Genomic DNA, 24,561 nt, shown 5'->3' with positions numbered 1-24,561 from the left:
ACTTAAAACGGTCTATCCCTAGACCGTTTTAATCCGCTACCTCACGATAGTCAGGCTTGGGAATCGCTATTGGGTTCACCGGTAGCAGGTGCCCACCGAGGACTTACACCTCAGATGCACGACATGCCCGTCGTACCAGAAAAGAGCAGGAAAAATTTCCTACTCCAATTTTCTACACTCGTTCTCCATCACTGTTTACTCTGTAGCCATCCACCGTCGTATTAACAGCTAGGGCACCTGAAGAGTAAGAATAATACCACTTACCAGAAACTTGATACCAGCCTGTTTTCATTGCCCCTGAACTATCCAGATAATACCACGAGCCATTTTCCTTTAACCATCCTGTCTGCATTTCACCAGATAATTTCAAATAATACCAGCTAGAACCGTCTTTCAGCCAGCCTGTTGATTTAGAACCATTTGATTTGAAATGATACCAACTACCATTTATTTTCTTCCAACCGACAGTTGGACTACTATTGGATCTATAGCTAGAGCTATTTCCTGATTGATTCTGATAATTTTGTGAAGAAGTCACTCCCTCTAGCTGTATATAGCGACGACTTCCGTTATAAGCCGTATAACTCAACCACTTGTAGCCATCTTTTTCGAGAATTTGATCATAATGAACCTTCTCCCCAGGATAATAGTAATCAATCACAGTTGCGCTAGCTAGAGGTTGATTTTTGATAGCTGACTTAGTCTTAAAATAATGTGTGCCCCCTGTTGAAGCTAAGGATTGACTAGTCCCAACACTGCCACCAGCCAAATCTTTAAAATGAATAAATCCTGTCATCGTATTTGCTTTTATACTTCGTTTATTATAGGCTTCTGTATAACCATAGTTATATTCCTCGATCTCAATCTGATCTCCCATTACATTTGACACCCAGGCAACATGCCCATAAGTTCCTGCAGTAGACCAAGCAATGGAGCCAATCGTCGGTGTATTATCTACACGATAGCCTTCACGACGAGCACGATGCCCCCATTCATTCGCATTTCCATAAGCCCTTGGAATCTCAAAACCATTGACATTACTCAAACGAAAGGCTGCGAAAGAAGTACACTGACGAGAATACATGCGCCACTGATCAATCTCCTGGCTCCCATTTTTATAATAAGCAGGATAATCATCTCCACGCGCAATCGATCCATTCCCTCCAGAGTAGGCATAGACACTATCACCCGCTGCTAGCATCAATCCTACTACTAAAAAAGAAACAAGCTTTTTAACTGACATCTTCAAGTAATAACTTGTCCCTCTTGCTATAAACGGTAAAATTTTCATTCTTCCTCCTTGAAAAATAATATAAATCGAAGATTGCCTTCACTTAAACTATTCGGAGAAAAAAGAAAAAGTGAGAAAATTTCTCACTTTAGTCCAGATAATGAATCAAATTCTTTTCTGTAAGGATATCTGAGTAGGTAAAGGATTCAACGTAAACATTAGCTTGTTTATCTCCTTCAACGTTCCCAAATTCCACAATAAATAGGGATGGATAAACTTCAATTAACTTACCCAATCTATTTTTTTGGCGCTTGCGCCCATTTTCCAAAGTCATTTCAATTACATGACCCTCATGCGCCTTGATTTCCTCTTTGATTTTTTTCATCTTGGCTACATCTGTAAATGCATCTGACATCTTATGCCTCCCTCTTTGAGATACTTGAAAATTTATTGTATTCTTTTTGGAAAATCAATTCCACAGTTCCACGAGCTCCACTACGGTTTTTCTCGATAATAACTTCCACCTTATTATTTGGTATGCCTTCCTCTTCTTCACCACCACGCTCATAGTAATCGTCGCGATAAAGAAAGGCTACGATATCAGCGTCCTGCTCGATAGACCCAGATTCACGAATATCAGACAAGACTGGTCTTTTATCCTGACGTTGTTCTACACCACGAGACAACTGACTCAGAGCGATTACTGGAACCTTCAGTTCCTTGGCTAGGATTTTCAACTGACGTGAAATTTCTGAAACTTCTTGTTGGCGGTTTTCTCGCCCAGTTCCCGTGATAAGCTGCAAGTAATCTATCAAAATCAAACCTAGATTGCCCGTTTCTTGAGCCAGTTTACGAGAACGAGAACGAATCTCTGTAATTCGAATCCCTGGCGTATCATCGATATAGATACTTGCGTTTGCTAGGTTCCCTTGAGCAATGGTATATTTTTGCCACTCCTCATCGGTCAATTGACCTGTACGGATAGAATGCGACTCAACCAACCCTTCTGCCGCTAACATACGATCGACTAGACTTTCCGCACCCATTTCCAGCGAAAAGATAGCAACCGTTTTGTCCAACTTAGTCCCAATATTCTGAGCGATATTCAAGGCAAAAGCTGTCTTACCAACCGCCGGACGAGCTGCTAAGATAATCAACTCCTCTTCATGCAGACCAGTCGTCATATGATCTAAATCACGATAGCCTGTCGCAATACCTGTAATATCGGTCGTTTGTTGCGAGCGAGCTTCCAGATTTCCAAAGTTGACATTCAACACATCTCGAATGTTCTTAAACCCGCTTCGATTAGCATTTTCACTGACATCAATCAGGCCTTTTTCTGCCTGAGCAATGATTTCATCAGCTGGTTGCGACGCTTCGTAAGCTTGATTGACAGACTCTGTCAACTTGGCGATTAATCGCCGTAACATAGCCTTTTCTGCAACGATTTTAGCATAATACTCCGCATTAGCAGAAGTTGGCACAGAATTGACAATCTCAACCAAGTAAGACAAGCCACCAATATTCTGCAAATCGCCTTGATTATCAAGAATGGTACGAACCGTTGTTGCATCTATGGCATCGCCACGATCGGATAAATCGACCATAGCTTGGAAAATCAAACGATGGGCATACTTAAAAAAGTCCCGAGACTCAATATATTCTCGCACAAAAACAAGCTTACTCTCATCAATAAAGATAGCCCCCAAAACGGATTGTTCAGCTAAGATATCTTGAGGTTGTACTCGTAACTCTTCTACTTCTGCCATCAGATTTCCCTTCCTTTTACAATCTTGTCAAGAAGGTGTAAACTTATCCTTCTTTCACACGAAGATTGATTACACTTGTGATATCTTGATAGATTTTCACTGGCACATCAATCAAACCAACTGCTCGAATCGGAGCTTGTACTTGAATATGACGTTTATCAATCTTAATCCCAAATTGCTTTTGCAATTCTTCTGCAATCTTCTTATTGGTAATAGAACCAAAGGTACGACCATCTGGACCAACTTTTTCAACAAATTCTACAACTGTTTCTTCTGCTTCAAGCTGGGCTTTAATTGCTTTTGCTTCTGCAATCATCTCAGCGTGAGCTTTCTCTTCAGATTTTTGTTTACCACGAAGTTCACCTACAGCTTGAGCAGTCGCTTCTTTTGCTAGGTTCTTTTTGATAAGAAAGTTTTGCGCATACCCTGTTGGTACTTCCTTAATTTCGCCTTTTTTACCTTTTCCTTTAACATCTGCTAAAAAGATTACTTTCATTCTTCTTTCTCCTTTTCCTTTATTTCATTTAATACAATTTCTGTCAGTTTTTCACCTGCTTCTGACAAGGTTAAATCTTTAATTTGAGCTGCTGCCAAATTAAAGTGACCTCCACCGCCTAACTCTTCCATAATCCGTTGCACATTCAGTTTACTACGACTCCGAGCTGAGATGGATATAAAGCCTTGTGTATTTTTCGCAAGAACAAAACTCGCTTCAATACCTGACATAGCTAACATGGCATCTGCTGCCTTACTAATAACAACTGTATCATAGCATTTCGTGTCCTTAGCCTCTGCTATTAGTACATCTGAACCTAATTTACGCCCCTGTAAAATCAGTTCATTGACCTCACGATATTCTTCAAAATCTGTCGCAGCGATTTCTTGGATAGCAATACTATCACTTCCGCGCGTTCTGAGATAGCTAGCAACATCAAATGTCCGACTAGTCACTCGTGAGGTGAAATTTTTAGTATCCAACATCATACCAGCCATCAAGACACTTGCTTGCATACGACTCAAACGATTTTTCTTAGAATTTTGGAACTGAATCAACTCCGTTATCAACTCACTGGCACTACTTGCACCACTTTCGATATAAGTGATAACTGCATTATCTGGAAAATCCTGATCCCTTCTGTGGTGGTCAATAACAATAGTTTGGGTAAATAAATCATAAAATTCTTTTGATAATGTTAAGGCTGTCTTTGAATGGTCTACAAGAATCAACAAAGAACGATTGGTCACCATCCCCATTGCATCCTTAACAGACAACAACTTCGTAACTCCTTCTTTTTCTAAGAATGAAACAGCTCGTTCAATATCTGGAGACATTTGTTCTTCGTCATAAAGAGCATAGCTATTTTCAATCACATTGCTGGCGAACAACTGCATACCTACAGCAGAGCCCAAAGCATCCATATCTAAATTTCTATGCCCAACTACAAACACTTGATCCACACTACGAATCTTATCAGATATGGCTGTCATCATTGATCGAGTACGGGTACGAGTGCGCTTGATGGACGCAGCCGACCCACCGCCAAAGTAGACTGGATTTTTCGTTTCATCATTCTCCTTGACAACCACCTGGTCGCCACCACGTACTTCAGCCAAGTTCAAGTTGAGCAAAGCAACTTTCCCTATTTCATCATGATTTCCATCGCCATAAGAAAATCCCATACTTAAGGTCAAGGGCAACTGCCTCTGTTTCGACTCTGCTCTGAAAGCATCAATAACAGAAAATTTATCATTCATCAAGCCCTCAAGCACCGTATAGTCAGTAAATAGATAAAATCGATCCATACTTACCCGACGAGAAAACATCATGTATTTTTCTGAAAACTCTGATATAAAATTAGCTACAAAACTATTGATTTGACTAATATCTGACTCAGAAGTTGCATCCTCCAAATCATCATAATTATCCACAGACACAACTCCAATCACTGGTCGACTCGTTACTAATTCATCTGTTATGGCTTGCTCCCTGGATACATCTACAAAATACAAAACACCGGAAGAAGAATCCATATGAACAGCATAACGCTTCTCACCCAGCTTAGCATAAGTAGACGGATTTCCTACTGAAGCCTTGATAATCGTTTGAACAGCTTCTAAATCAAAATCGCCATCTTCCTTGGTCAAAATCAATTCAGCATAGGGATTAAACCACTCAACCTCTCCAGAAGATAAATTCAATTTCATAACACCTACAGGCATCTGTTCCAATAGAGATGTCAAACTTTCTTCCGCTTGGTGGTTTACATACTGTATCTGTTCTACATCACTCCTTGTATAATGCACTCTCAGTTTCTTAAATAAAAAAACATAGCCTCCTACAAAAAGAAACAAAATTAAAACCGTCAACAGATTATTATTAACAAAAATAATGAAAGTGGATAAGACTCCAAACGCAATCAATCCTACTAGAATAGGAAAAATTGGACTTACATAAAATTTTTTCATTCAAAACCTCTTGGCACCCATTATACCATAATACCCCTCAAAAAGCGACTTTTTAAAAGTGTAATCAGTAATTCTATCAATTATAAGAAAAAGGTAGTTTACAATTCAGTAAACCTACCTTTACACATATTGAAATTAAGATTCTTTAACCTCTAACAAACCAATTTCGCCATCCTCACGACGATAAATCACATTGGTTGTCTGATCTTCAACATCCACATAGATAAAGAAATCATGCCCCAATAAATCCATTTGTAGAATTGCTTCTTCCAAATCCATTGGTTTTAAATCAATTTGTTTTGAACGAACAACTTTAGACTGGACAACATTTGAATCTTCCACCAAAGCATCTGTAAATAATTGACCAGTTGCTACCTTATTTTTATTTTTACGCTCGATTTTTGTTTTATTTTTACGAATCTGACGTTCAATTTTATCAGTTACAAGGTCAATTGAACCATACATATCTTGAGATACATCTTCTGCACGAAGAGTAATAGAGCCAAGCGGAATCGTTACTTCCACTTTAGCAGTTTTTTCACGATACACCTTCAAGTTAACTCGAGCATCCAACTCTTGTTCAGCTTGAAAATACTTTTCGATCTTTTCGAGTTTAGAAACTACATAATCACGAATTGCTTCTGTTACTTCTAGGTTTTCACCACGTATACTATATTTAATCATATGAGTACCTTCTTTCTAAACATTTTTGTTTTTATGATTTTATTATAACGCTTTCATTCTATTTTTGCAAATTTTTTCCTCATCTTACAAGGGAAAATGTTTTTACATCCTTAGCACCAGCTTCTTCCAACAGTTTCTTGACACGATTTATAGTTGCTCCTGTAGTATAGATATCATCTATAAGTAGGATTTTCTTAGGAATGCGGACTCCACTTTTTATAAAGAAAGGAAGTTCTGTCCCCAAGCGTTCTGAACGATTTTTAGAAGAACTGGCTCTCTCTTCTCTTTTCCCTAGTAAATCCAGATACGAAAAACCTGCTGCCTCTACCAAGCCCTCAACCTGATTAAATCCTCTGTTAACATATCTATCAGGACTTAGGGGAATGACTACAAATTGATACTCTTTGTACTTTTTTAACTCCTCACTTAAAACTGAAGCAAACACTTTTCTTAAAAGGAAGTCTCCATCAAACTTATACCGACTGAAAAAATCCTTCATAGCTTGATTGTAAGTAAAAATCGCTCTATGACTGACTTCAACTCCTTCTTTACACCAAAATTGACAATCTTGACACTTTGTTGACAATCCTATTTTCATACAGTTTGGACAGTGCTTCTCTCCAATCCTCTCAAAAGTAGAATCACAATCTAAACAAAGACAGGAGGCATCATTCTTCAGAAGTAAGAGACTACTAAAAGTTAAAACAGTCTTCATAGTCTGCTCACATAACAAGCACTTCATAGACCAGCCTCCTTATTCATCATCTGAATTTCCTTAATCGCCTTCTTAATTGAAGTATTTAACCCATCATGGAAGAAAAGCAAATCTCCTGTCGGTCTATCCATACTTCGTCCAACTCGTCCACCAATTTGAATCAAACTAGACTTGGTAAACAAACGATGATTGGCCTCTACTACGAAAACATCCACACAAGGGAATGTAACTCCACGCTCCAAGATTGTCGTACTGATAAGTATTGTCAGCTCCCCATCTCGAAAAGCTTGTACTTGCTCTAATCGATCCTCTGTTACAGAAGATACAAAGCCAATTTTCTCATTTGGAAATTGCTCCTGTAAGATTTCTTTTAACTGCTCCCCTTTCTTAATTTCTGAAGCAAAAATAAGTAACGGATAACCTGTCTTTCTCTGCTTATCAATATAGGACTTTAACTTTGGCGACAAACACTTCTTATCTAAGTAGCGATTAAAATCCGATAACCAAATTGGTTTTGGAATAATCAACGGATTTCCATGAAACCGTCTCGGTAAACTCAGTCTTTTTAGTTCTCCTAAACGGACCTTTTTATCTAACTCATTGGTCGAAGTCGCTGTTAAAAAGATTCTCAATCCATTCTCCTTTACACTATTCTTGACAGCGTGGTAAAGCGTGGGATTATCAACATAAGGAAAAGCATCTACTTCATCCACTATCAGCAAATCAAAAGCTTGATAAAACTTCAATAACTGATGGGTCGTCGCAACAACTAGTGGTGTTCGAAAATAAGGTTCCGATTCTCCATGTAGCAAAGCTATTCCGCAAGAAAAATCCTGTTGCAGGCGCTTATACACCTCCAAACAAACATCTATGCGAGGACTAGCCAAACACACTGCACCACCTCCATTAATCACTTTAGCCACTACTTGATAAATCATTTCTGTCTTTCCAGCTCCTGTTACCGCATGAACTAAGGTTGGCTTTTGCTTGTCTACTGCTTGAAGTAGTCCCTCTGACACCTTCTCTTGAAAAGGAGTTAATTGGCCGCGCCATTTGAGAACATCTTGCTTCGGAAAATCCTCCTGCGGGAAATAGTATAAAGCTTGATCACTCCTGACTCGCTTCATAATTAAGCACTCCCGACAATAGTAAGCACCAATGGGCAAATACCATTCCTCCAGAATAGCACTATTACAACGTTGACAGACAAGTTTCCCCTTATCCTTTCTCATTGCTGGAAGTTTCTCCGCCAACTGACGCTCCTCTTCTGTTAATTCATTCTCAGTAAATAAACGACCGAGATAATCTAAATTTACTTTCATACTTCTTTATTCGTAAAAACTAGCACTTTAGATGATTTTTTAGTACAATTAAATCATGGAATTTAGAACAATTAAAGAGGACGGTCAAGTCCAAGAAGAAATCAAAAAATCCCGCTTTATCTGTCATGCCAAGCGTGTTTATAGCGAAGAAGAGGCTCGTGACTTCATTACTGCTATCAAAAAAGAACACTACAAAGCTACGCATAACTGCTCTGCCTTTATTATTGGAGAACGTAGTGAAATTAAACGTACAAGTGATGATGGTGAGCCTAGTGGTACTGCTGGTGTTCCCATGCTTGGGGTACTAGAAAATCACAATCTCACTAATGTCTGTGTGGTTGTGACACGCTACTTTGGTGGTATTAAACTAGGCGCTGGAGGACTAATTCGTGCTTACGCCGGCAGTGTCGCCTTAGCTGTCAAAGAAATTGGCATCATTGAAATAAAGGAACAGGCGGGCATTGCTATTCAAATGTCTTATGCTCAGTACCAAGAGTACAGTAACTTTCTTAAAGAACATAATCTCATGGAGCTGGATACAAACTTTACAGATCAAGTCGATACGATGATTTATGTTGATAAAGAAGAAAAAGAAACTATTAAAGCTGCACTGGTAGAATTTTTTAATGGAAAAGTCACTTTAACTGATCAAGGTTTACGCGAAGTTGAGGTTCCTGTAAACCTAGTGTAAACAATAGATAATACAGTGTTTCACTGATATTTCCACCGCTACTTTAATTAGCAAAATAAAAAGATGCGTACCAAAATATACTAGAAAATGAAGCAATTCAAACGAAACCTGATATCGTTTTCCTTTACACCTATTTACTAGAATTAGCTGAACACAATCGCTTAAAAATTAATGGCTTAGACCTGTGATATAAAAAAATCCTATCACTTCGATAGGATTTCTATATTTTACAAATGGTATAGATAGCGTTATACTAGAAATATCTTATACAAAGAGGTATTCATATGTCTATTTATAACAACATTACTGAACTAGTCGGTCAAACACCGATTGTTAGACTCAACAACATTGTGCCAGAAGGTGCTGCAGATGTCTATGTAAAACTTGAAGCATTTAATCCTGGTTCATCTGTAAAAGACCGTATTGCCCTTAGCATGATTGAAAAAGCTGAACAAGATGGTATTCTGAAACCTGGTTCTACTATTGTTGAAGCAACAAGTGGAAACACTGGTATTGGACTTTCATGGGTAGGGGCTGCTAAAGGGTATAAAGTTGTCATCGTTATGCCTGAAACTATGAGTGTAGAACGCCGTAAGATTATCCAAGCCTATGGTGCTGAACTCGTCCTTACGCCTGGTAGCGAAGGAATGAAGGGTGCTATTGCTAAGGCTCAAGAAATCGCTGCTGAACGTGATGGCTTCCTTCCTCTTCAATTTGACAATCCAGCTAATCCAGAAGTACACGAAAGAACAACAGGAGCTGAAATACTAGCTGCTTTCGGTAAAGATGGACTAGATGCCTTTGTTGCTGGAGTGGGTACCGGTGGAACGATTTCTGGTGTTTCTCATGCACTCAAATCAGCAAATTCAAACATTCAAGTTTATGCAGTGGAAGCTGATGAATCTGCTATTCTATCTGGTGAAAAACCTGGTCCTCACAAAATTCAAGGTATCTCAGCTGGATTTATTCCTGATACACTTGATACAAACGCCTATGATGGTATTGTTCGTGTAACATCAGATGATGCTCTTGCACTCGGACGTGAAATTGGTGGAAAAGAAGGCTTCCTTGTAGGGATTTCTTCAGCTGCAGCTATCTACGGAGCCATCGAGGTTGCCAAAAAATTAGGTACAGGTAAAAAGGTCCTTGCTCTAGCACCAGATAACGGTGAACGTTATCTCTCTACAGCACTCTATGAATTTGAAGTTTAGTCTCCTAAATACAATTGGCCCTTATTATAGGGCTTTTTATTTTTACCTTAAAAATAGGAAGCTCTCCCTATAGGGATCGACTGCATAGAAAAAAGGAAGCAAATTTACTTCCTTTCTATAATCAGTTATTCAAGGCTGCTGCCATTGTAGCTGCAACTTCAGCTTCGAAGTCGTTTGCAGCTTTTTCGATACCTTCACCAACTTCAAAGCGAGCGAACTCAACTACTGAAGCGTTAACTGATTCAAGGTATGCTTCAACTGTCTTGCTATCATCCATGATGTAAACTTGTGCAAGAAGTGTGTAAGCTTGGTCAACTTTAGTGTTGTCAAGCATGAAGCGATCCATTTTACCTGGGATAATTTTATCCCAGATTTTTTCTGGTTTGCCTTCTGCAGCCAACTCAGCTTTGATGTCAGCTTCAGCTTGAGCAATAACATCATCAGTCAATTGAGCTTTTGATCCATATTTCAAGTGTGGAAGAGCTGGTTTGTTAACCATTGCACGGCTTTCGTTATCTTGGTCGATAACGTGGTTCAATTGTGCCAACTCATCTTTAACAAATTGCTCATCCAATTCTTTGTATGAAAGAACTGTTGGTTTCATCGCTGCGATGTGCATTGAAATTTGTTTAGCAAGTGCTTCGTCTCCACCTTCGATTACAGAGATAACACCGATACGTCCACCGTTGTGTTGGTATGCTCCGAAGTGTTGTGCATCTGTTTTTTCAATCAAAGCAAAGCGACGGAATGAGATTTTTTCTCCGATAGTCGCTGTTGCAGATACGTATGCAGCTTCAAGAGTTTCACCTGAAGGCATTGTCAAAGCAAGAGCTTCTTCGTTGTTAGCTGGTTTTCCTTCAACGATTGCTTTAGCTGTTGCGTTTACCAACTCAACAAATTGAGCGTTTTTCGCAACGAAGTCAGTTTCAGCATTTACTTCAACAACTGCTGCAATGTTACCGTCAACATAAACACCAGTCAAACCTTCTGCAGCAACACGGTCAGCTTTCTTAGCTGCTTTTGCCATACCTTTTTCGCGAAGCAATTCAATCGCTTTTTCGATATCGCCTTCCACTTCAACCAATGCTTTTTTAGCGTCCATAACACCAGCACCAGATTTTTCACGCAACTCTTTAACAAGTTTAGCTGTAATTTCTGCCATTTTGATTCTCCTATATTTTTTAAAAATAGGAGAGCCGGGCTAAGCCCCGCCCTCCTAGGTAATTACTATTTATTATGAATTAAGCGTTGTCGCCTTCTACAACTTCAACGATTTCTTCAATTGAATCTGCTTGAGTTTCTGAAGCTGCAAATTCTGCTTCAACTGCTGCTGCATCTTCACCTTGACGTCCTTCGATGATAGCGTCAGCCAATTTAGCTGTGATCAATTTAACAGCGCGGATAGCATCATCGTTAGCTGGGATGATTACATCGATATCATCTGGATCAGTGTTTGTGTCAACCATCGCTACAACTGGGATTCCCAATTTCTTAGCTTCTTTAACAGCGATTTGCTCTTTATGTGGGTCAACTACGTACATCACATCTGGGATACGAGGCATATCTTCGATACCACCCAAGAATTTTTCAAGACGTGCACGTTGTTTGTTAAGAAGTGCAACTTCTTTCTTAGGAAGAACTTCGAAAGTTCCATCTTCTTCCATACGTTTGATTTCTTTCAAACGAGCGATACGTTTTTGGATTGTTCCCCAGTTTGTAAGAGTTCCACCCAACCAACGGTGGTTGATGAAGTATTGACCTGAACGTACTGCTTCTTCAGCAACTGCATCAGCTGCTTGTTTCTTAGTACCAACGAACAATACAACTGCATCGTTAGCTGCTGCATCACGCATGAAGTCGTATGCTTGGTCAGCATATTTTACAGTTTGTTGCAAGTCGATAACGTGGATTCCGTTACGTTCAGTAAAGATGTACTTAGCCATCTTAGGGTTCCAGCGACGAGTTTGGTGACCAAAGTGTACACCAGCCTCAAGAAGTTGTTTCATTGAAATTACTGCCATGAGTATTTCTCCTTTTTGTTTTTTCCTCTTCTTGACTTCAACTCGCAAAACGACCCAAGGGCAACTGCTTCACAATTCATCAAGAATGAGTATTATCGTTCATACGACAATTTTTATTCTACCATACTTTTTCGATATTTTCAAGCTATTTTGATGGGATTTTTAATAGTTATTGTCTCTGGTAAAATCTGAAAAGAGGGCTCTATTCGAGTCCCTCTATAATTAGTCTGCATAAATATATGTTACAAAACCTTCAGAAGTCGTTGTTGGATTGAACCATCCACGGTGATTTCCAATTGTACGATTCCCAGCATAATTTGATTCTGATACTTGGATACGTGTTGTTGATTCAACAGCTGTAACAACCGCTACGTGACCATATCCACCATCGTTCCAACATGCAATTGCTCCAACTTGAGGTGTTGAACCTGTACGGAAACCTGCTGCTGCTGCACTTGTGGCCCACTGTGCTCCATTACCCCAATAGTCTCCAGCCCAAGGTGCTAATGTTTTAACTCCCCATGTACATTCACCAATTGGATAAGTTGAGGCATTTGTGTTATATGTTGGACGTACTTTAGCCTGAACAGGTGCTACTGCAGATTCAGATACTGCTTGTACCTGTGCTGTTAGGTTTGTATTACCTGAAGCAAGTACTGACTGTTGTTGGCTAGCTTGTTTTTCTTTATAAGCTGCTTCTGCTGCCGCAGCTGCACGAGCCTCTGCCTCAGCTGCTGCTTTTTGCTCTAATAGACTTGCTTTTTCCCCTTCAGCTGTCGCTTTCTCAGCAGCAAGACTCAATTCAGCAGCCTTTAGTTCTGCCTGTTTCGTAGTCAATGCTTGAGCATCATCAGCTAATTTTTGTTGATTAGCAATTACAGTATTGATAGCATCATTATTTGCTACTTGTTTTTCAGAAATAGCTTTTTTATCTGCCTTTTGTTGTTCTAACATTTTGTTGTTCGCAGATACGATTTCACTCATTGCAGTAACACGTGAAATAGCTTCTGTAATTGATTTTGAGTTTACAATGGTATTGATATAGCTAGTTGCAGCTCCATTTGTTTGAGCACTACGAGCTTGTTTTTCCAAAGATTGGTTACGAGAAACAATGTTTTTGGAAAGTTCTGTAATCTCACCCTCGAGTTTCTTAGATTCTGCTTGTAATCTATCATTTTCAGATTGCAAGTTAGATTGCTCTGCTTGAATCGCAGATACTTGCTCCTGAATTTGATCAACTTGTTTTTGTGCTTCTTCTTGTTGTGCTGTTAAATTACTAATTTTATTATCTTGAGCAGCAATTTTGTCATCAGTCGTTTCTGCATGGGCAGTCGTCAATACTGCTGCCTGGGAAACCATTACTGTACTTAATAAAAGCGAGGCTAAGATTTTTTTCTTCATGGCTAATAAATACTCCTTCTGTTTAAGACAATACTAGTATACCAAAAAAAATTCCAATAAACATTACGCCTTTGTTACATTTATATGTCGTTCTTATAGATAATATTTTTCAAAAATAAATTGAAAAACAGTAATCCATAAAAAATTTAAAATCATCGTCGGTACCAAGCTATAGACTATAAAAATCGACATGCTATCTACTGTCAACCCTACCATAAAAGCCAAAAGATAACTACCCATTTCAAACAGGAATGTCAGCACAATCATAGCTAGCATTCTTGTCCAACGATTCAACAAAATAACACTATTCAATTTATGAAGGAAGGCTCCCAATAAGATAAATAAGAGAGTTGCAATCCCTATTAGATGGAAAAAGTAAACATCATAAACCAAGCCTATAACAAAACAATAGACTAGATAGAGATACTCTGATACTTCTATCGTCTCAAATAAGAGAAATAGAAACAGAAAATGACTAGCCAAATGTACATGGGGGAAAAATGAGCCCAGAAGCTGGCTAATATGGGCGTCAATTAGAACAAAGAAAGGAAGCAATAAAAATACTCCAACCTGCTTCAACTGTCTCATTATGAATTCCCCACTAATTCTATCACATCCACATTATGAGTATCTGCACTCAATTTAACAGTTACTTCTCGTGTCAAATAGTCTGTACTATGCGTTGTGGCAACCACTTCACCAACAGGAATATCCGCAACATTAAAGTTTCCTAATCCACCCGTTGTCACCTTATCGCCTGAACTAATATCGCTATTACTATTTAATTGGCTAATTTTAAGAACTTCATTTTCCTTGTCGTAGCCAACAATAATACCATAAATTGTGGTAGTGCCGTGTTGAATTTTAACAGAAATCTTATCAGCATTTTCCGTATTTGTCAGAAGGTTGACCATAGTAGAGTTGTCCTCCACTTTTGAAACACTCCCAATCAAACCACCGTTTGCAATTACTAACATATTCTCAGAAGCACCTTTTGATCTACCTGCATCCAAGGTCAACTCCTGCTTCCAAGATACCGGAGAACGCATAATAACATCTGCTGCCAAAGTCTTTGTGGCTTGCAATTTAGACTTCATATCAAGCAATTGACGCAGTTGTTCATTTTCCGTCTTTAAACTTTCCGCCTCATTTGATTTGACTTCTAACTGGTAAAGCTGTTTCTTCAAACTTTCATTTTCATTATATGCTCGTGTCAAATGAGCCAAATCTGATTTGACAGAATCAAACCACCGAAAAGGTTTTTGCACAACCCTATCAACCAATGAGATTCCATCTCCTAATTTTGTCACAATTGTACTTGAATAAGTCGTCGCTAAGAGAGCTAAGACAAGCAGAACAGTGACAAAAACAATAATGACATATTTTGATTTTTTAAAACGGTTCATATCCCTACCTTTATATCAAGAACTGTTACAGTAACTTTTTTATCAATTCCTGAAAGCTACTAAGATTTTAAGAAAAATAAGCAACAACCAAGTACGATAATAACAAGAATGGTCAGCGTATCCTTTAGAGTCCATTTCAATTGTCGGTATTGACTTCTGCCTTTTCCACCCTGATAACCACGCGCTTCCATAGCGATAGCCAAGGAATCCGCACGTTTTAAACTTGTTGCAAAAAGAGGAATCAAAATGGGAATCATCGCCTTTACTTTTTGAACAATGCTTCCTTCACCAAAATCCACTCCACGCGCTTTCTGCGCATTCATAATCCGCGTCGTATCATCCATTAATGTTGGGATAAAACGTAGACTCATGGACAGCATCAATCCAATTTCATGAACTGGAACTTTCACACGCTTTAAAGGCGCTAACAAAGCTTCGACAGCTGATGCTAAACTTAAGGGCATGGTCGTTAAGGTTAACAAAGTTGAAAAGAAAATAATCAATACAAAACGACAAAAAATAATTCCAGCTTGTTGCAAAGCATAATCCGTGATTCTCACAAACGAAAACTCAAATAAAACATTCCCATTAGAAATGAAAAATAGTTGAAAAATAGTTGTGAAGGCAATCAAGAAAAACATAGACTTCAAGCCCTGAATAAAAAATGAAAGAGATACTCCTGACAAGGCAATAAATATCCCTGTCGCTATAAAAAGAATCAGATTCGTCAAGGGGTTATTAGCCCAAAACACAATCAAAATCAGTAGCATCATAGCAAGCAATTTGCTACGTGGATCCAATCGGTGAACAATCGAATCCCCTGGGATATAACGCCCCAAAATCATACTATCCATTTAGCGACTCCTTGAACTCCTCTATCTTAATCGGTAATCGTTTAAATGACACGCCTCTATCCACCAATCGTTTACAAAAGGCCGTAATTTTAGGTACTCCCAACTGCACTTCTTCCATAAAGACAACATCTTGAAAGACATCACTTGGTTTACCACCCTTCACCAAACGTCCCTTTTCCATCACATAGACTTGATTCGCATATTCAGCAACATCATCCATCAAATGCGTTACCAAGACAATTGTCATCCCTGACTGGTGGAGTTTTTTGAACAAATTCATCAGCTCTTTTCTTCCCATGGGATCTAGGCCTGCTGTGGGCTCATCTAAGACTAATATGGCTGGTTCCATGGCAAGTATGCCTGCAATGGCGACACGTCTCATTTGTCCACCTGATAGCTCAAACGGACTGCGATCAAAAAGTGATTCATCAATTCCAACCAGAGCCAGTTTTTCACGCGCAATCTGCTCCGCATCTTCTTCAGAAACTCCAAAATTTTGTGGTCCAAAAGCAACGTCCTTCAAAACTGTTTCTTCAAAGATCTGATTTTCAGCAAACTGAAATACCAAGCCAACCTGTTTTCTAATTTGACGAATATCTTTATTTTTAGAAGTCGAGGTGATTAAGGTATCAAAAACCCTCACACTCCCTTGACTTGGCACCAATAAACCATTTAAGAGTTGTAAAATAGTTGATTTACCACTACCTGTGTGCCCAATTAAAGCCGTATAAGAACCATCTTCAATCGTCAAAGAAACATCCGACAAAGCTGTTGAAGCTAAGGGAGTCCCTTCTTGATATGTAAAACTCACATTTTCTAGAGCAATTCCCATAATTTATCCTCTAGCTCACTTTCTGTCAAATAATTTTCAGGTAAATCATAGCCATTCTGGCTCAAAGAATATTTTACTTGATTGGCAAAAGGATCGTCTAATCCAATTTGATCTAAATCATTTCGAGAGAAAAGTTCTCTTGGGCTACTAGTTGATTCAATTTCCCCTTTTTTCATGACCAATACGCGGTCACTCATGGCAACTTCTTCCAAATCATGGGTAATAGAAATGACCGTCATATCATAGTCTTTCCGAATTCCCTGTACTGTCTCAATCAGTTCTCTACGCCCCTCAGGGTCCAACATACTCGTTGCTTCATCTAAGATTAAAATAGCTGGTCTTAGGGCTACAACACCTGCAATGGCCACACGTTGTTTTTGGCCACCTGATAGACGCGCCGGCTCTCTCTTTTTAAAGTCCAACATGCCAACCAAATCTAGAGCTTCCTCCACTCTCTTTTTCATTTCTTGACGAGAAAGACCCTGATTTTCCAAACCAAAGGCTACATCATCTTCAACAGTCGCTCCAACAAATTGATTGTCTGGATTTTGAAAAACCATACCGATTTGACGACGTATTTTCCAAACATTTTCCTCAGTCAACCGTTGACCATCTATTACAATCTCTCCAGATTCTGCTTCCAGTAAGCCATCAATTAATCGAACCGTCGTTGATTTACCACTACCATTATGCCCTACAATCGAAAGCCATTCTCCACGTTTCACGTGAAACGTAATATCCTTCACATCATAGTATTCTTGACTTTCCTTATAACGAAAAGAAAGATTTTTTACATCAATTATTGATTTCATTTCGAACCAAATGTCCCTTTAAATACATAGGCACTACCCTTGAAATAATCATAGCCAGAGTAGATAGTGAAAAACAAGGCTACATAAAGTAGAACTTGACCAAGCAAAGTCCAATGTAATAGCAAGAAAATAATGGCAAACATCTGACTAAAAGTTTTAATTTTTCCAGGCATTGCTGCTGCTAAAACTGTTCCACCAGTTTCAACCAATAAAAGCCTTAAACCTGTCACAGCCAACTCACGACAGATGATCACTGCAACAATCCAAGCTGGAGCCATACCTAACTCAATCAGCATAATAAAAGCCGACATAACTAGTAACTTATCCGCCATAGGATCTGCAAATTTACCAAAATTACTGACCACATTCCATTTACGAGCTAAATATCCATCTAAATAATCTGTAATACTAGCAATAGCAAAGATAATAGCTGCCACTATATGACTCTCTATCGAATTTCCTATCGTTAAAATAAAGATAAAAATAGGTATAAAGAGAATTCGACCTATTGTTAAAAGATTGGGAATTTGTTCTTTTTTCATTCGTTTTTCCTTAATTTTTAGTAAAGGTTACAGTGATTTGTCCAGTCTGAGCTGTTAATTTCGATAAATCAACAGTCTGATTATCTACTGTCAAAGCAACACCTTTTACAACACCTAAGGTAATTGTTACAGGACTTTTAGTTGCAACTGTTGCTTCTGCACTTTTCTTCTCTGGCGATAAGGTTACACCGCCCTCAAGTTCGCTTTCTGAAACGCTGACCCAACTTGTAACATCTGAAACTGCCAATTGCAATTTAACTGTTTCCTTACTTGTCTTATAAGCGATTTCTACATGATTTCCTTCACCTGATACACTTATAGCTGATTCTATACTAGAAGAACTGCTAGATGAACTACTACTTGAGGAGTGGGGAACAGAGCTAGTTGAACTTATTGAACTTGTTGATTGAACCACACTGTAATTAGAAAGAGAAGGCCCCTCTGGTTGAGTTTGAATATAGTTCCAAACATAATAGGTCACAAAAATTAAAATAGATAAGGCAAAAAGGATAAAATAAAATAAAGGTAAAAAGGATGGTTTTTTCTTATTTTTCTTACTTGAACGTCTGCGCCCTGTCAACTCGTCTTCATCAACATCTACTTCCTCATAAGTAATCATACTCCCAGAATCATAAGCATCCAAGACAATTTGGTCATCTAACTCAACAGCCCATGCATATTTTCTCAAGAAAGAACGTGTGTAAAAAGGACTTGGAAGTTGATCGAAATCATCTGCTTCCATTGCTTCCAACATATCTAACTGGATTTCTGTCTTTTTCTGCAATTCATCTAAACTCAATCCCTGATTGATTCTAGCTAATCGTAAAACCTCTCCAATTGTTTTTTTTCTCATACTTGTCATCCCTTCTTTCTAGTGTCTATTATAATAGGTTACTACGATGGGAATATTGTAAAATCAACTATGTCACCATCATCTATTAAATGATGTCCAGCATCAAGGACATCCTCTAAAGTAATTTCCTGTAAAATTTTCGGCAAATCAAAAATTGTCTCACCATTTTCAAAAGCATCATATTGCGTTGCAATAAATTCAAGAGAGTTCATGCTACTGAAAAATTCTCCAAACATCTCTCTTTTGATAATATCTAAATGATCCTCTGTAATATCTAAATCCTTTGTAAAATTACGAATGGCCTTCCTAAATTGATGGGATAAAGCAACTGGCTCTTTCGTATCCATTGTCAACATAACAAAATGAAAACGACTTGTTACTTCAATTTCAAGAGATAAGGACGCATCAATTTTACCTGATTCATATAATTTTTGAAAACGATCCGAAGTCCAACCAAACATCATTGCAAACAATAATTTTAATAAAATATGATGTCGATAGCAATCCGCTTCAGAAACTTCTCGCTTACCTCTAACTCCAATCGCTAGTTTGGGAGAAGATACTTCTATTCTCATACTATCTGTTGGCTTTACAGGCTGTAAAAACAACTTTTCTCTTGCTACTTCCTGAAAATCTGAATCTTTCAGTTCTTTGCTTTCAAAATAGTCCTGTACTCGCTCCACATCAAAATCACCAACTAAAAACAGAGACATGTTTACAGGTTTGTAAAATCTTGCAAAATTTTCTTGCAAATTAGTTAGATTTATTTGGGAAATGGACTCCTCACTTCCAACTATATCCGTCGCTAAAGGTGTACCTGGATACAAATTCGCTAAGGTTGAAAAGAATAAACACGAATCTGGATCATCTTGATACATTTCTCGTTCTTGCTGAATAATATCCTGCTCTCTTAAAATGGAATCTTCAGTAAAATGTGCTGATGTTACCAATTCATCAAGTAAATCTAAATTTTCTAAAAAATGATCCGTTGCTGAAAAAAGATAGCTTGTTTTTGTAAAGCTTGTAAAGGCATTACTATCTGCACCTAGACTCGTAAAAGCCGACATCAAATCGCTAGAATCTTCTCTCTCAAATAATTTATGTTCAAGAAAATGAGCAATTCCCGCAGGATATTCTTTTACATCTCCGTCAACTTCTGTGACAAGCGTATCTACCGAACCAAATTGTACAGTTACACTCCCGTAAACCTCTTTAAATTCCTTTTTAGGCAAAAGAGCAACTGTCAATCCGTTGGCCAAACGAGTTCGATAAATCATTTCTTTTACAGCTGGATAGTATTTTTCTTCAAAAACAACCTTTGTCATTCTATTCCTTCCATAAAGTAAATCGCCTGTAGTTTCACATTATTAGCTGCTCTACAAATAGCATCTTTGTCAACTTGCTCGAGTTTTGCAATCCAACTTTTAAAGTCTGCTGAAGATTTCCCAAGTAAGGCATTTTGATAAGCACGTTCAATCAATGAACCTTGATTATCTTGAGAAAGCAACAAAGACCGACGAATCATTTCCTTGGTCTGCTCTAGCTCAAGCTCTGTAAAATAACCTTTTTTTAAATCAAGTAATTGATTATTCATCATTTTTCGAGCCTGATTCCTATTTTCTCGATTGATACCAGCATACATTCTCAAGAATCCACTAAACAAATCGAGTTGACTTAAAATGGTATAAGCTAATCCAGCATTTTCACGGACATTTGTAAAGAGCTTAGAGTGAGCAAATCCACCAAGTAAACCATTCATTACAATCATGGGTAAATGTTGCTCATCGCCATATTCAGCAGAGCAATAATATCCCAACTCTAAAATAGACTGTCCCACATTTTTCCGAACCATACCTTCCTGAAGGATATTGGAATAAGGTTGACAATACTGAACCTTCATATCTCCTTTTCGAGCTTTAAAGGCAAATGATTCTAATACATTTTGAATTTCAACCTCATTAAAATCACCTAGGAAAAAGAAATCTATTCGATCATTGGCCAAAAATTCTTGGAAACAAGAATAAGAACTTTGTGGAGTTTCAGCTAAAATACGATTTCGTAAATCACTATATTCCAATTGAAGACGTTCATCATGAAAAAACAATTTATCCAATTCTTTATGTGCAAAATAAAAAGAATCATCCATATCAGCTGCTAAACTTGCTAGCAATTGTTTTTTCTCAATTTCAAATAAGGCCGGATCAAACCCATTATCAACTACTACGGGTGAAAAAAGAGTTTCTTTTACAAGTTCCAAAATCTGAGAGGTTAGCACGTTTTTCCTACTTAAAAACTCATCACGAACATAGGTAAATGTCAATTCTATAATGTGGCTTTGCCCTCTTCTGAAACAATTGGTTGACATATCTGTACCGTATAGACTGGCCAAGTGTCTCCTCAAATCTTGAGAAGTGGGGTACATCTGATTAGCAGTCTCTAGCATACTTGCACTCAACATGTGACCTGCAATCGTATCAAGGGATAATGGAGCGGTAAAACGCACGGTAATTTTGTTTGTTTTAAACTTTTTTGATTGGATAAAATGTGTTGAAATTCCATGCACTAACTCCATGATTTACCTCCTTATATACAGACTTCTATTATATCACGAAAACCTGAAATTTTCTTGTTCCCTGTAACACTTTTGAAATAAAAATCGCTTACATTTCTCGCTGTCTCTCTCACTATTTTTAGGAAAATATGGTATAATACCAAAGATTGAGGTGAATTATGGAATACAAATTATTTGAAGAATTTATTACCCTCCAAGCACTACTCAAAGAACTTGGAATTACACATAGCGGAGGAGCTATTAAATCATTTCTCTCTGAACATTCTGTTTACTTTAATAGGGAATTAGAGAGTCGTCGTGGAAAAAAACTTCGTATTGGCGATAAAGTTGACATCCCTGACATGAACATTGACATCTTGTTGACACAACCTACTTCTGAAGAACAAGATGAATACCAAGCTGATAAAGTTGAAAAAGAACGGATCGCTAAACTTGTCAAAAAGATGAATAAGGGAGTTAAAAAAGACAAATCGAAACCTGCTTCATCACCAAAAAGCAAACAAGCTCCACGATTCCCTGGTAGATAATCATGTGGCTACAACACCTATCTCTCAAAACTTTTCGTAACTACAAAGAGACGAAAATAGACTTTAATCCTAAATTAAATGTCTTTTTAGGACGTAATGCACAAGGTAAAACAAATATGTTAGAGGCTATCTATTTTTTAGCCTTAACACGTAGCCATCGAACTCGAACAGATAAAAATCTCATTCATTTTGATGAGGAACAACTTCATCTTTCAGGTCTCGTTCAGAAAAAAACGGGATCTATTCCTCTCGAAATTGAACTAACACAAAAAGGACGTGTTACAAAAGTTAATCACTTAAAACAGGCACGACTTTCAGACTATGTAGGACACATGAATGTTGTCTTATTTGCTCCTGAAGATTTACAACTAATTAAAGGGGCACCTTCAGTTCGACGAAAATTCATTGATATGGAGCTTGGGCAAATTAAGCCAATCTATTTATCGGATTTAACCAATTATAACCACATCCTAAAACAAAGAAACACTTACCTAAAATCAGCTCAAAAAATAGATGAAACCTTCCTTTCAGTCTTAGATGATCAGCTAGTTGATTATGGATGTCGTGTAATGAATCACCGCTTAGATTTCATAAAAAAACTAGAATATTTTGGTCGTGAGACACATTTTGAACTTTCTAATCAGATTGAAGAGTTGTCAATATCCTATCAATCTTCTGTAAAGATAACTGACAAGGAAGGCTTATCAGAATCTTTCAAAATTGCTTTAGAAAAAAGTAGGTCCAGAGATTTATTTAAAAAGAATACTGGTGTTGGTCCTCATCGAGATGATATTTCTTTTTATATAAATGGTATGGATGCTAGTTTTGGAAGTCAAGGTCAACATCGTAGTCTCGTCCTCTCGATAAAATTAGCAGAAATCGAGTTAATGGAAAGCATTACTACAGAATCTCCAATATTACTGCTTGACGATGTTATGAGCGAACTTGACAACACTAGACAACTAAAATTATTAGAAACGATTTCTCATTCAATCCAAACCTTTATCACAACAACAAGCTTAGACCATCTTCAAAATCTACCAGAAAATCTAAGTATCTTCACTATTCAAGATGGTAAAGTTATTGTAAATGAAAATTGACAACATTGTAAAAGAACTCCTGTTTCCACGGGAGTTCTTTTCATTGTTTTTTTACATAGAATAATTTGGTGCCTCATTCGTAATTTGTACATCATGAGGATGGCTTTCTTTCAAACCAGCACCAGACATTTCAATAAATTGAGCATTATCGTGTAGTTCTTTAAGGTTAGCTGCACCACAGTAACCCATACCAGAGCGAATACCACCAATCATTTGGAAGACAATATCAGCTGCAGCACCTTTATAAGCAACACGACCTTCAATTCCTTCTGGAACAAGTTTGTTTGCTTCATTGACAGAACCTTGGAAGTAACGATCGCTTGAACCTTTCTTCATAGCAGCAATTGATCCCATACCACGGTAAGTCTTAAACTTACGTCCTTGGAAGATTTCAGTTTCGCCTGGAGCTTCATCAGTTCCAGCAAACATTGATCCAAGCATAACTGCATTTCCACCTGCAGCAAGGGCTTTTACAATATCTCCAGAATACTTGATTCCACCGTCAGCAATAATCGTTTTTCCATATTCACGCGCAACAGCTGCAGCATCGTAGATAGCTGTTACTTGCGGAACACCAACACCAGCAATCACACGAGTAGTACAGATAGAACCTGGTCCAATCCCAACCTTGACAACGTCCACACCTGCTTCGTAAAGTGCGCGCGCTCCTTCAGCAGTAGCAATATTTCCAGCAATCAAAGTACGATCTGGGAAGTGAGCACGAATCTCAGCAATTTTACGCAAGACACCTGCAGAATGACCATGTGCAGTATCAATAACAATCGCATCCGCTCCTGCCTCAAAAAGAGCCTCTGCACGTTCAAATGTATCTGAAGTAACACCTACTGCACCTGCAACTAGAAGACGACCAAACTCATCTTTAGCAGCATTTGGAAACTCAATAACTTTTTCAATATCTTTGATAGTAATCAAGCCAGAAAGACGACCTTCTTCATCTACCAACGGAAGTTTTTCAATACGGTGTTCTTGAAGAATATTCTCAGCTGTTGCAAGGTCTGTACCCACAGGAGCAGTAACAAGATTTTCACTAGTCATATGGTTTGAGATTGGTTGGTTATAATCTGAAATAAAACGAAGATCTCGGTTTGTCAAAATACCAACCAATTTACGATTTTCAAGTGTTTCAACAACTGGAACACCACTGATGCGGTAACGACCCATAAGCTCATCTGCTTCAGCAATTGTATGTTCAGGTGTCAAGAAGAACGGATCAATAATAACTCCATTTTCAGAACGTTTTACCTTACGAACCTCGTCTGCTTGTTGAGCAATTGACATGTTTTTATGGATAACTCCGAGACCGCCTGCACGAGCAATAGCAATAGCCATTTGACTCTCTGTAACTGTGTCCATGGCAGCGGTAATAATTGGGATATTTAAAGTCAGATTATCTGCCAATTTAGTTGTTAAATCTGCATCGTTAGGCAACACATGACTTTCAGCTGGAATAAGTAATACATCATCAAAGGTAAAACCTTTTTTCAAAAATTTAGTGTCCCAATTAGACATTCGAAGTTTCCTCTTTTCTTTC

25 protein-coding genes and 1 pseudogene are annotated in these 24,561 nt (G+C 38.1%); 5 read left to right on the top strand and 21 right to left on the bottom strand.

What is annotated here, in order from left to right; genetic code table 11:
• Positions 1-172: 172 nt before the first annotated feature.
• The 8 genes from cbpD to HT709_RS00275 form a co-directional block, all read right to left on the bottom strand.
• Positions 173-1,291 carry a choline binding-anchored murein hydrolase CbpD gene (cbpD, locus tag HT709_RS00310; RefSeq protein ID WP_000698583.1) on the bottom strand — a complete coding sequence of 373 codons (1,119 nt, stop codon included), beginning with the start codon at positions 1,289-1,291 and terminating at the stop codon, positions 173-175.
• Positions 1,292-1,379: 88 nt separating this feature from the next.
• Positions 1,380-1,646, bottom strand: a complete 267-nt coding sequence (locus HT709_RS00305; protein WP_001278160.1) for a Veg family protein — start codon at positions 1,644-1,646, stop codon at positions 1,380-1,382.
• A gap of 1 nt (position 1,647) precedes the next feature.
• The gene (dnaB, locus tag HT709_RS00300; protein ID WP_000852490.1) at positions 1,648-3,000 is read right to left on the bottom strand and encodes a replicative DNA helicase; all 1,353 of its coding nucleotides are present in this window, start codon (positions 2,998-3,000) and stop codon (positions 1,648-1,650) included.
• A 43-nt stretch (positions 3,001-3,043) separates the two neighbouring features.
• Positions 3,044-3,496: a 50S ribosomal protein L9 gene (gene rplI / locus HT709_RS00295; RefSeq protein WP_000864214.1), complete on the bottom strand. Its 453-nt coding sequence runs from the start codon at positions 3,494-3,496 to the stop codon at positions 3,044-3,046.
• Entirely contained in the window at positions 3,493-5,466 is a 1,974-nt protein-coding gene (locus HT709_RS00290; RefSeq protein ID WP_050261867.1) for a DHH family phosphoesterase, read from the bottom strand. Before HT709_RS00290 ends, rplI begins: the two co-directional genes overlap by 4 nt.
• A gap of 135 nt (positions 5,467-5,601) precedes the next feature.
• On the bottom strand, positions 5,602-6,150 hold the full coding sequence (raiA, locus tag HT709_RS00285) for a ribosome-associated translation inhibitor RaiA (RefSeq protein ID WP_000599099.1): 549 nt from the start codon (positions 6,148-6,150) through the stop codon (positions 5,602-5,604).
• 79 nt (positions 6,151-6,229) lie between these two features.
• Positions 6,230-6,892, bottom strand: coding sequence for a ComF family protein (locus tag HT709_RS00280; RefSeq protein ID WP_172925399.1), 663 nt, complete (start codon positions 6,890-6,892; stop codon positions 6,230-6,232).
• Positions 6,889-8,187: a DEAD/DEAH box helicase gene (locus HT709_RS00275; protein WP_138699733.1), complete on the bottom strand. Its 1,299-nt coding sequence runs from the start codon at positions 8,185-8,187 to the stop codon at positions 6,889-6,891. The genes HT709_RS00280 and HT709_RS00275 overlap by 4 nt, the downstream gene beginning before the upstream one ends.
• A gap of 55 nt (positions 8,188-8,242) precedes the next feature.
• On the opposite strand from HT709_RS00275, the gene HT709_RS00270 reads away from it, so the two are divergent.
• The 3 genes and pseudogenes from HT709_RS00270 (at position 8,243) to cysK (ending at position 10,089) form a co-directional block, all read left to right on the top strand.
• On the top strand, positions 8,243-8,878 hold the full coding sequence (locus tag HT709_RS00270; protein ID WP_000395743.1) for a YigZ family protein: 636 nt from the start codon (positions 8,243-8,245) through the stop codon (positions 8,876-8,878).
• A gap of 104 nt (positions 8,879-8,982) precedes the next feature.
• Positions 8,983-9,066: pseudogene (locus HT709_RS11605) on the top strand (PH domain-containing protein); the annotation flags it as partial.
• 96 nt (positions 9,067-9,162) lie between these two features.
• Positions 9,163-10,089: a cysteine synthase A gene (gene cysK / locus HT709_RS00265; protein ID WP_000029891.1), complete on the top strand. Its 927-nt coding sequence runs from the start codon at positions 9,163-9,165 to the stop codon at positions 10,087-10,089.
• Between the two features lie 121 nt (positions 10,090-10,210).
• Here cysK and tsf read toward each other — a convergent pair whose 3' ends face one another.
• From tsf to HT709_RS00205, 12 genes are all read right to left on the bottom strand, one after another.
• Positions 10,211-11,251, bottom strand: coding sequence for a translation elongation factor Ts (gene tsf, locus HT709_RS00260; protein ID WP_000808091.1), 1,041 nt, complete (start codon positions 11,249-11,251; stop codon positions 10,211-10,213).
• Positions 11,252-11,330: 79 nt separating this feature from the next.
• Positions 11,331-12,110: a 30S ribosomal protein S2 gene (rpsB, locus tag HT709_RS00255; protein WP_014017378.1), complete on the bottom strand. Its 780-nt coding sequence runs from the start codon at positions 12,108-12,110 to the stop codon at positions 11,331-11,333.
• Positions 12,111-12,332: 222 nt separating this feature from the next.
• Positions 12,333-13,511 carry a CHAP domain-containing protein gene (locus HT709_RS00250; RefSeq protein ID WP_000727004.1) on the bottom strand — a complete coding sequence of 393 codons (1,179 nt, stop codon included), beginning with the start codon at positions 13,509-13,511 and terminating at the stop codon, positions 12,333-12,335.
• A gap of 93 nt (positions 13,512-13,604) precedes the next feature.
• A complete protein-coding gene (gene mreD, locus HT709_RS00245) occupies positions 13,605-14,099 on the bottom strand; it encodes a rod shape-determining protein MreD (RefSeq protein WP_023933023.1) in 495 nt (164 codons plus the stop codon).
• Positions 14,099-14,917, bottom strand: coding sequence for a rod shape-determining protein MreC (gene mreC, locus HT709_RS00240; RefSeq protein WP_023933021.1), 819 nt, complete (start codon positions 14,915-14,917; stop codon positions 14,099-14,101). Before mreC ends, mreD begins: the two co-directional genes overlap by 1 nt.
• 59 nt (positions 14,918-14,976) lie before the next feature.
• Positions 14,977-15,771, bottom strand: a complete 795-nt coding sequence (locus tag HT709_RS00235) for an energy-coupling factor transporter transmembrane protein EcfT (protein WP_172925398.1) — start codon at positions 15,769-15,771, stop codon at positions 14,977-14,979.
• Positions 15,764-16,603: an energy-coupling factor transporter ATPase gene (locus HT709_RS00230; protein ID WP_138699845.1), complete on the bottom strand. Its 840-nt coding sequence runs from the start codon at positions 16,601-16,603 to the stop codon at positions 15,764-15,766. The genes HT709_RS00235 and HT709_RS00230 overlap by 8 nt, the downstream gene beginning before the upstream one ends.
• Complete coding sequence (locus HT709_RS00225; RefSeq protein WP_000835726.1) at positions 16,588-17,415, bottom strand: energy-coupling factor ABC transporter ATP-binding protein; 828 nt, start codon at positions 17,413-17,415, stop codon at positions 16,588-16,590. The genes HT709_RS00230 and HT709_RS00225 overlap by 16 nt, the downstream gene beginning before the upstream one ends.
• Positions 17,412-17,957, bottom strand: coding sequence for a CDP-diacylglycerol--glycerol-3-phosphate 3-phosphatidyltransferase (gene pgsA, locus HT709_RS00220; RefSeq protein WP_000712127.1), 546 nt, complete (start codon positions 17,955-17,957; stop codon positions 17,412-17,414). The genes HT709_RS00225 and pgsA overlap by 4 nt, the downstream gene beginning before the upstream one ends.
• A 10-nt stretch (positions 17,958-17,967) precedes the next feature.
• Entirely contained in the window at positions 17,968-18,810 is an 843-nt protein-coding gene (gene rodZ / locus HT709_RS00215; protein ID WP_023936269.1) for a cytoskeleton protein RodZ, read from the bottom strand.
• A 41-nt stretch (positions 18,811-18,851) separates the two neighbouring features.
• The gene (locus HT709_RS00210; protein WP_023933019.1) at positions 18,852-20,135 is read right to left on the bottom strand and encodes a pitrilysin family protein; all 1,284 of its coding nucleotides are present in this window, start codon (positions 20,133-20,135) and stop codon (positions 18,852-18,854) included.
• Positions 20,132-21,382 (bottom strand): pitrilysin family protein, encoded by a 1,251-nt coding sequence (locus HT709_RS00205; protein WP_023933017.1) that lies wholly within the window; start codon positions 21,380-21,382, stop codon positions 20,132-20,134. Before HT709_RS00205 ends, HT709_RS00210 begins: the two co-directional genes overlap by 4 nt.
• Before the next feature lie 158 nt (positions 21,383-21,540).
• Between HT709_RS00205 and yaaA the strand changes: the two genes are divergently transcribed.
• Positions 21,541-21,909, top strand: coding sequence for a S4 domain-containing protein YaaA (gene yaaA / locus HT709_RS00200; RefSeq protein ID WP_000455902.1), 369 nt, complete (start codon positions 21,541-21,543; stop codon positions 21,907-21,909).
• 2 nt (positions 21,910-21,911) lie between these two features.
• Positions 21,912-23,009, top strand: a complete 1,098-nt coding sequence (gene recF / locus HT709_RS00195; RefSeq protein ID WP_050261857.1) for a DNA replication/repair protein RecF — start codon at positions 21,912-21,914, stop codon at positions 23,007-23,009.
• Positions 23,010-23,060: 51 nt separating this feature from the next.
• Here recF and guaB read toward each other — a convergent pair whose 3' ends face one another.
• Positions 23,061-24,539, bottom strand: a complete 1,479-nt coding sequence (gene guaB / locus HT709_RS00190) for an IMP dehydrogenase (protein WP_000073412.1) — start codon at positions 24,537-24,539, stop codon at positions 23,061-23,063.
• Positions 24,540-24,561: the final 22 nt, after the last annotated feature.

Source organism: Streptococcus sp. 1343 (assembly GCF_013277355.1).
Classification (GTDB): Bacteria; Bacillota; Bacilli; order Lactobacillales; family Streptococcaceae; genus Streptococcus; species Streptococcus pseudopneumoniae.
Note: the sequence above shows the minus strand (reverse complement) of the source record. Positions and strands in the feature narration are given on the sequence as shown.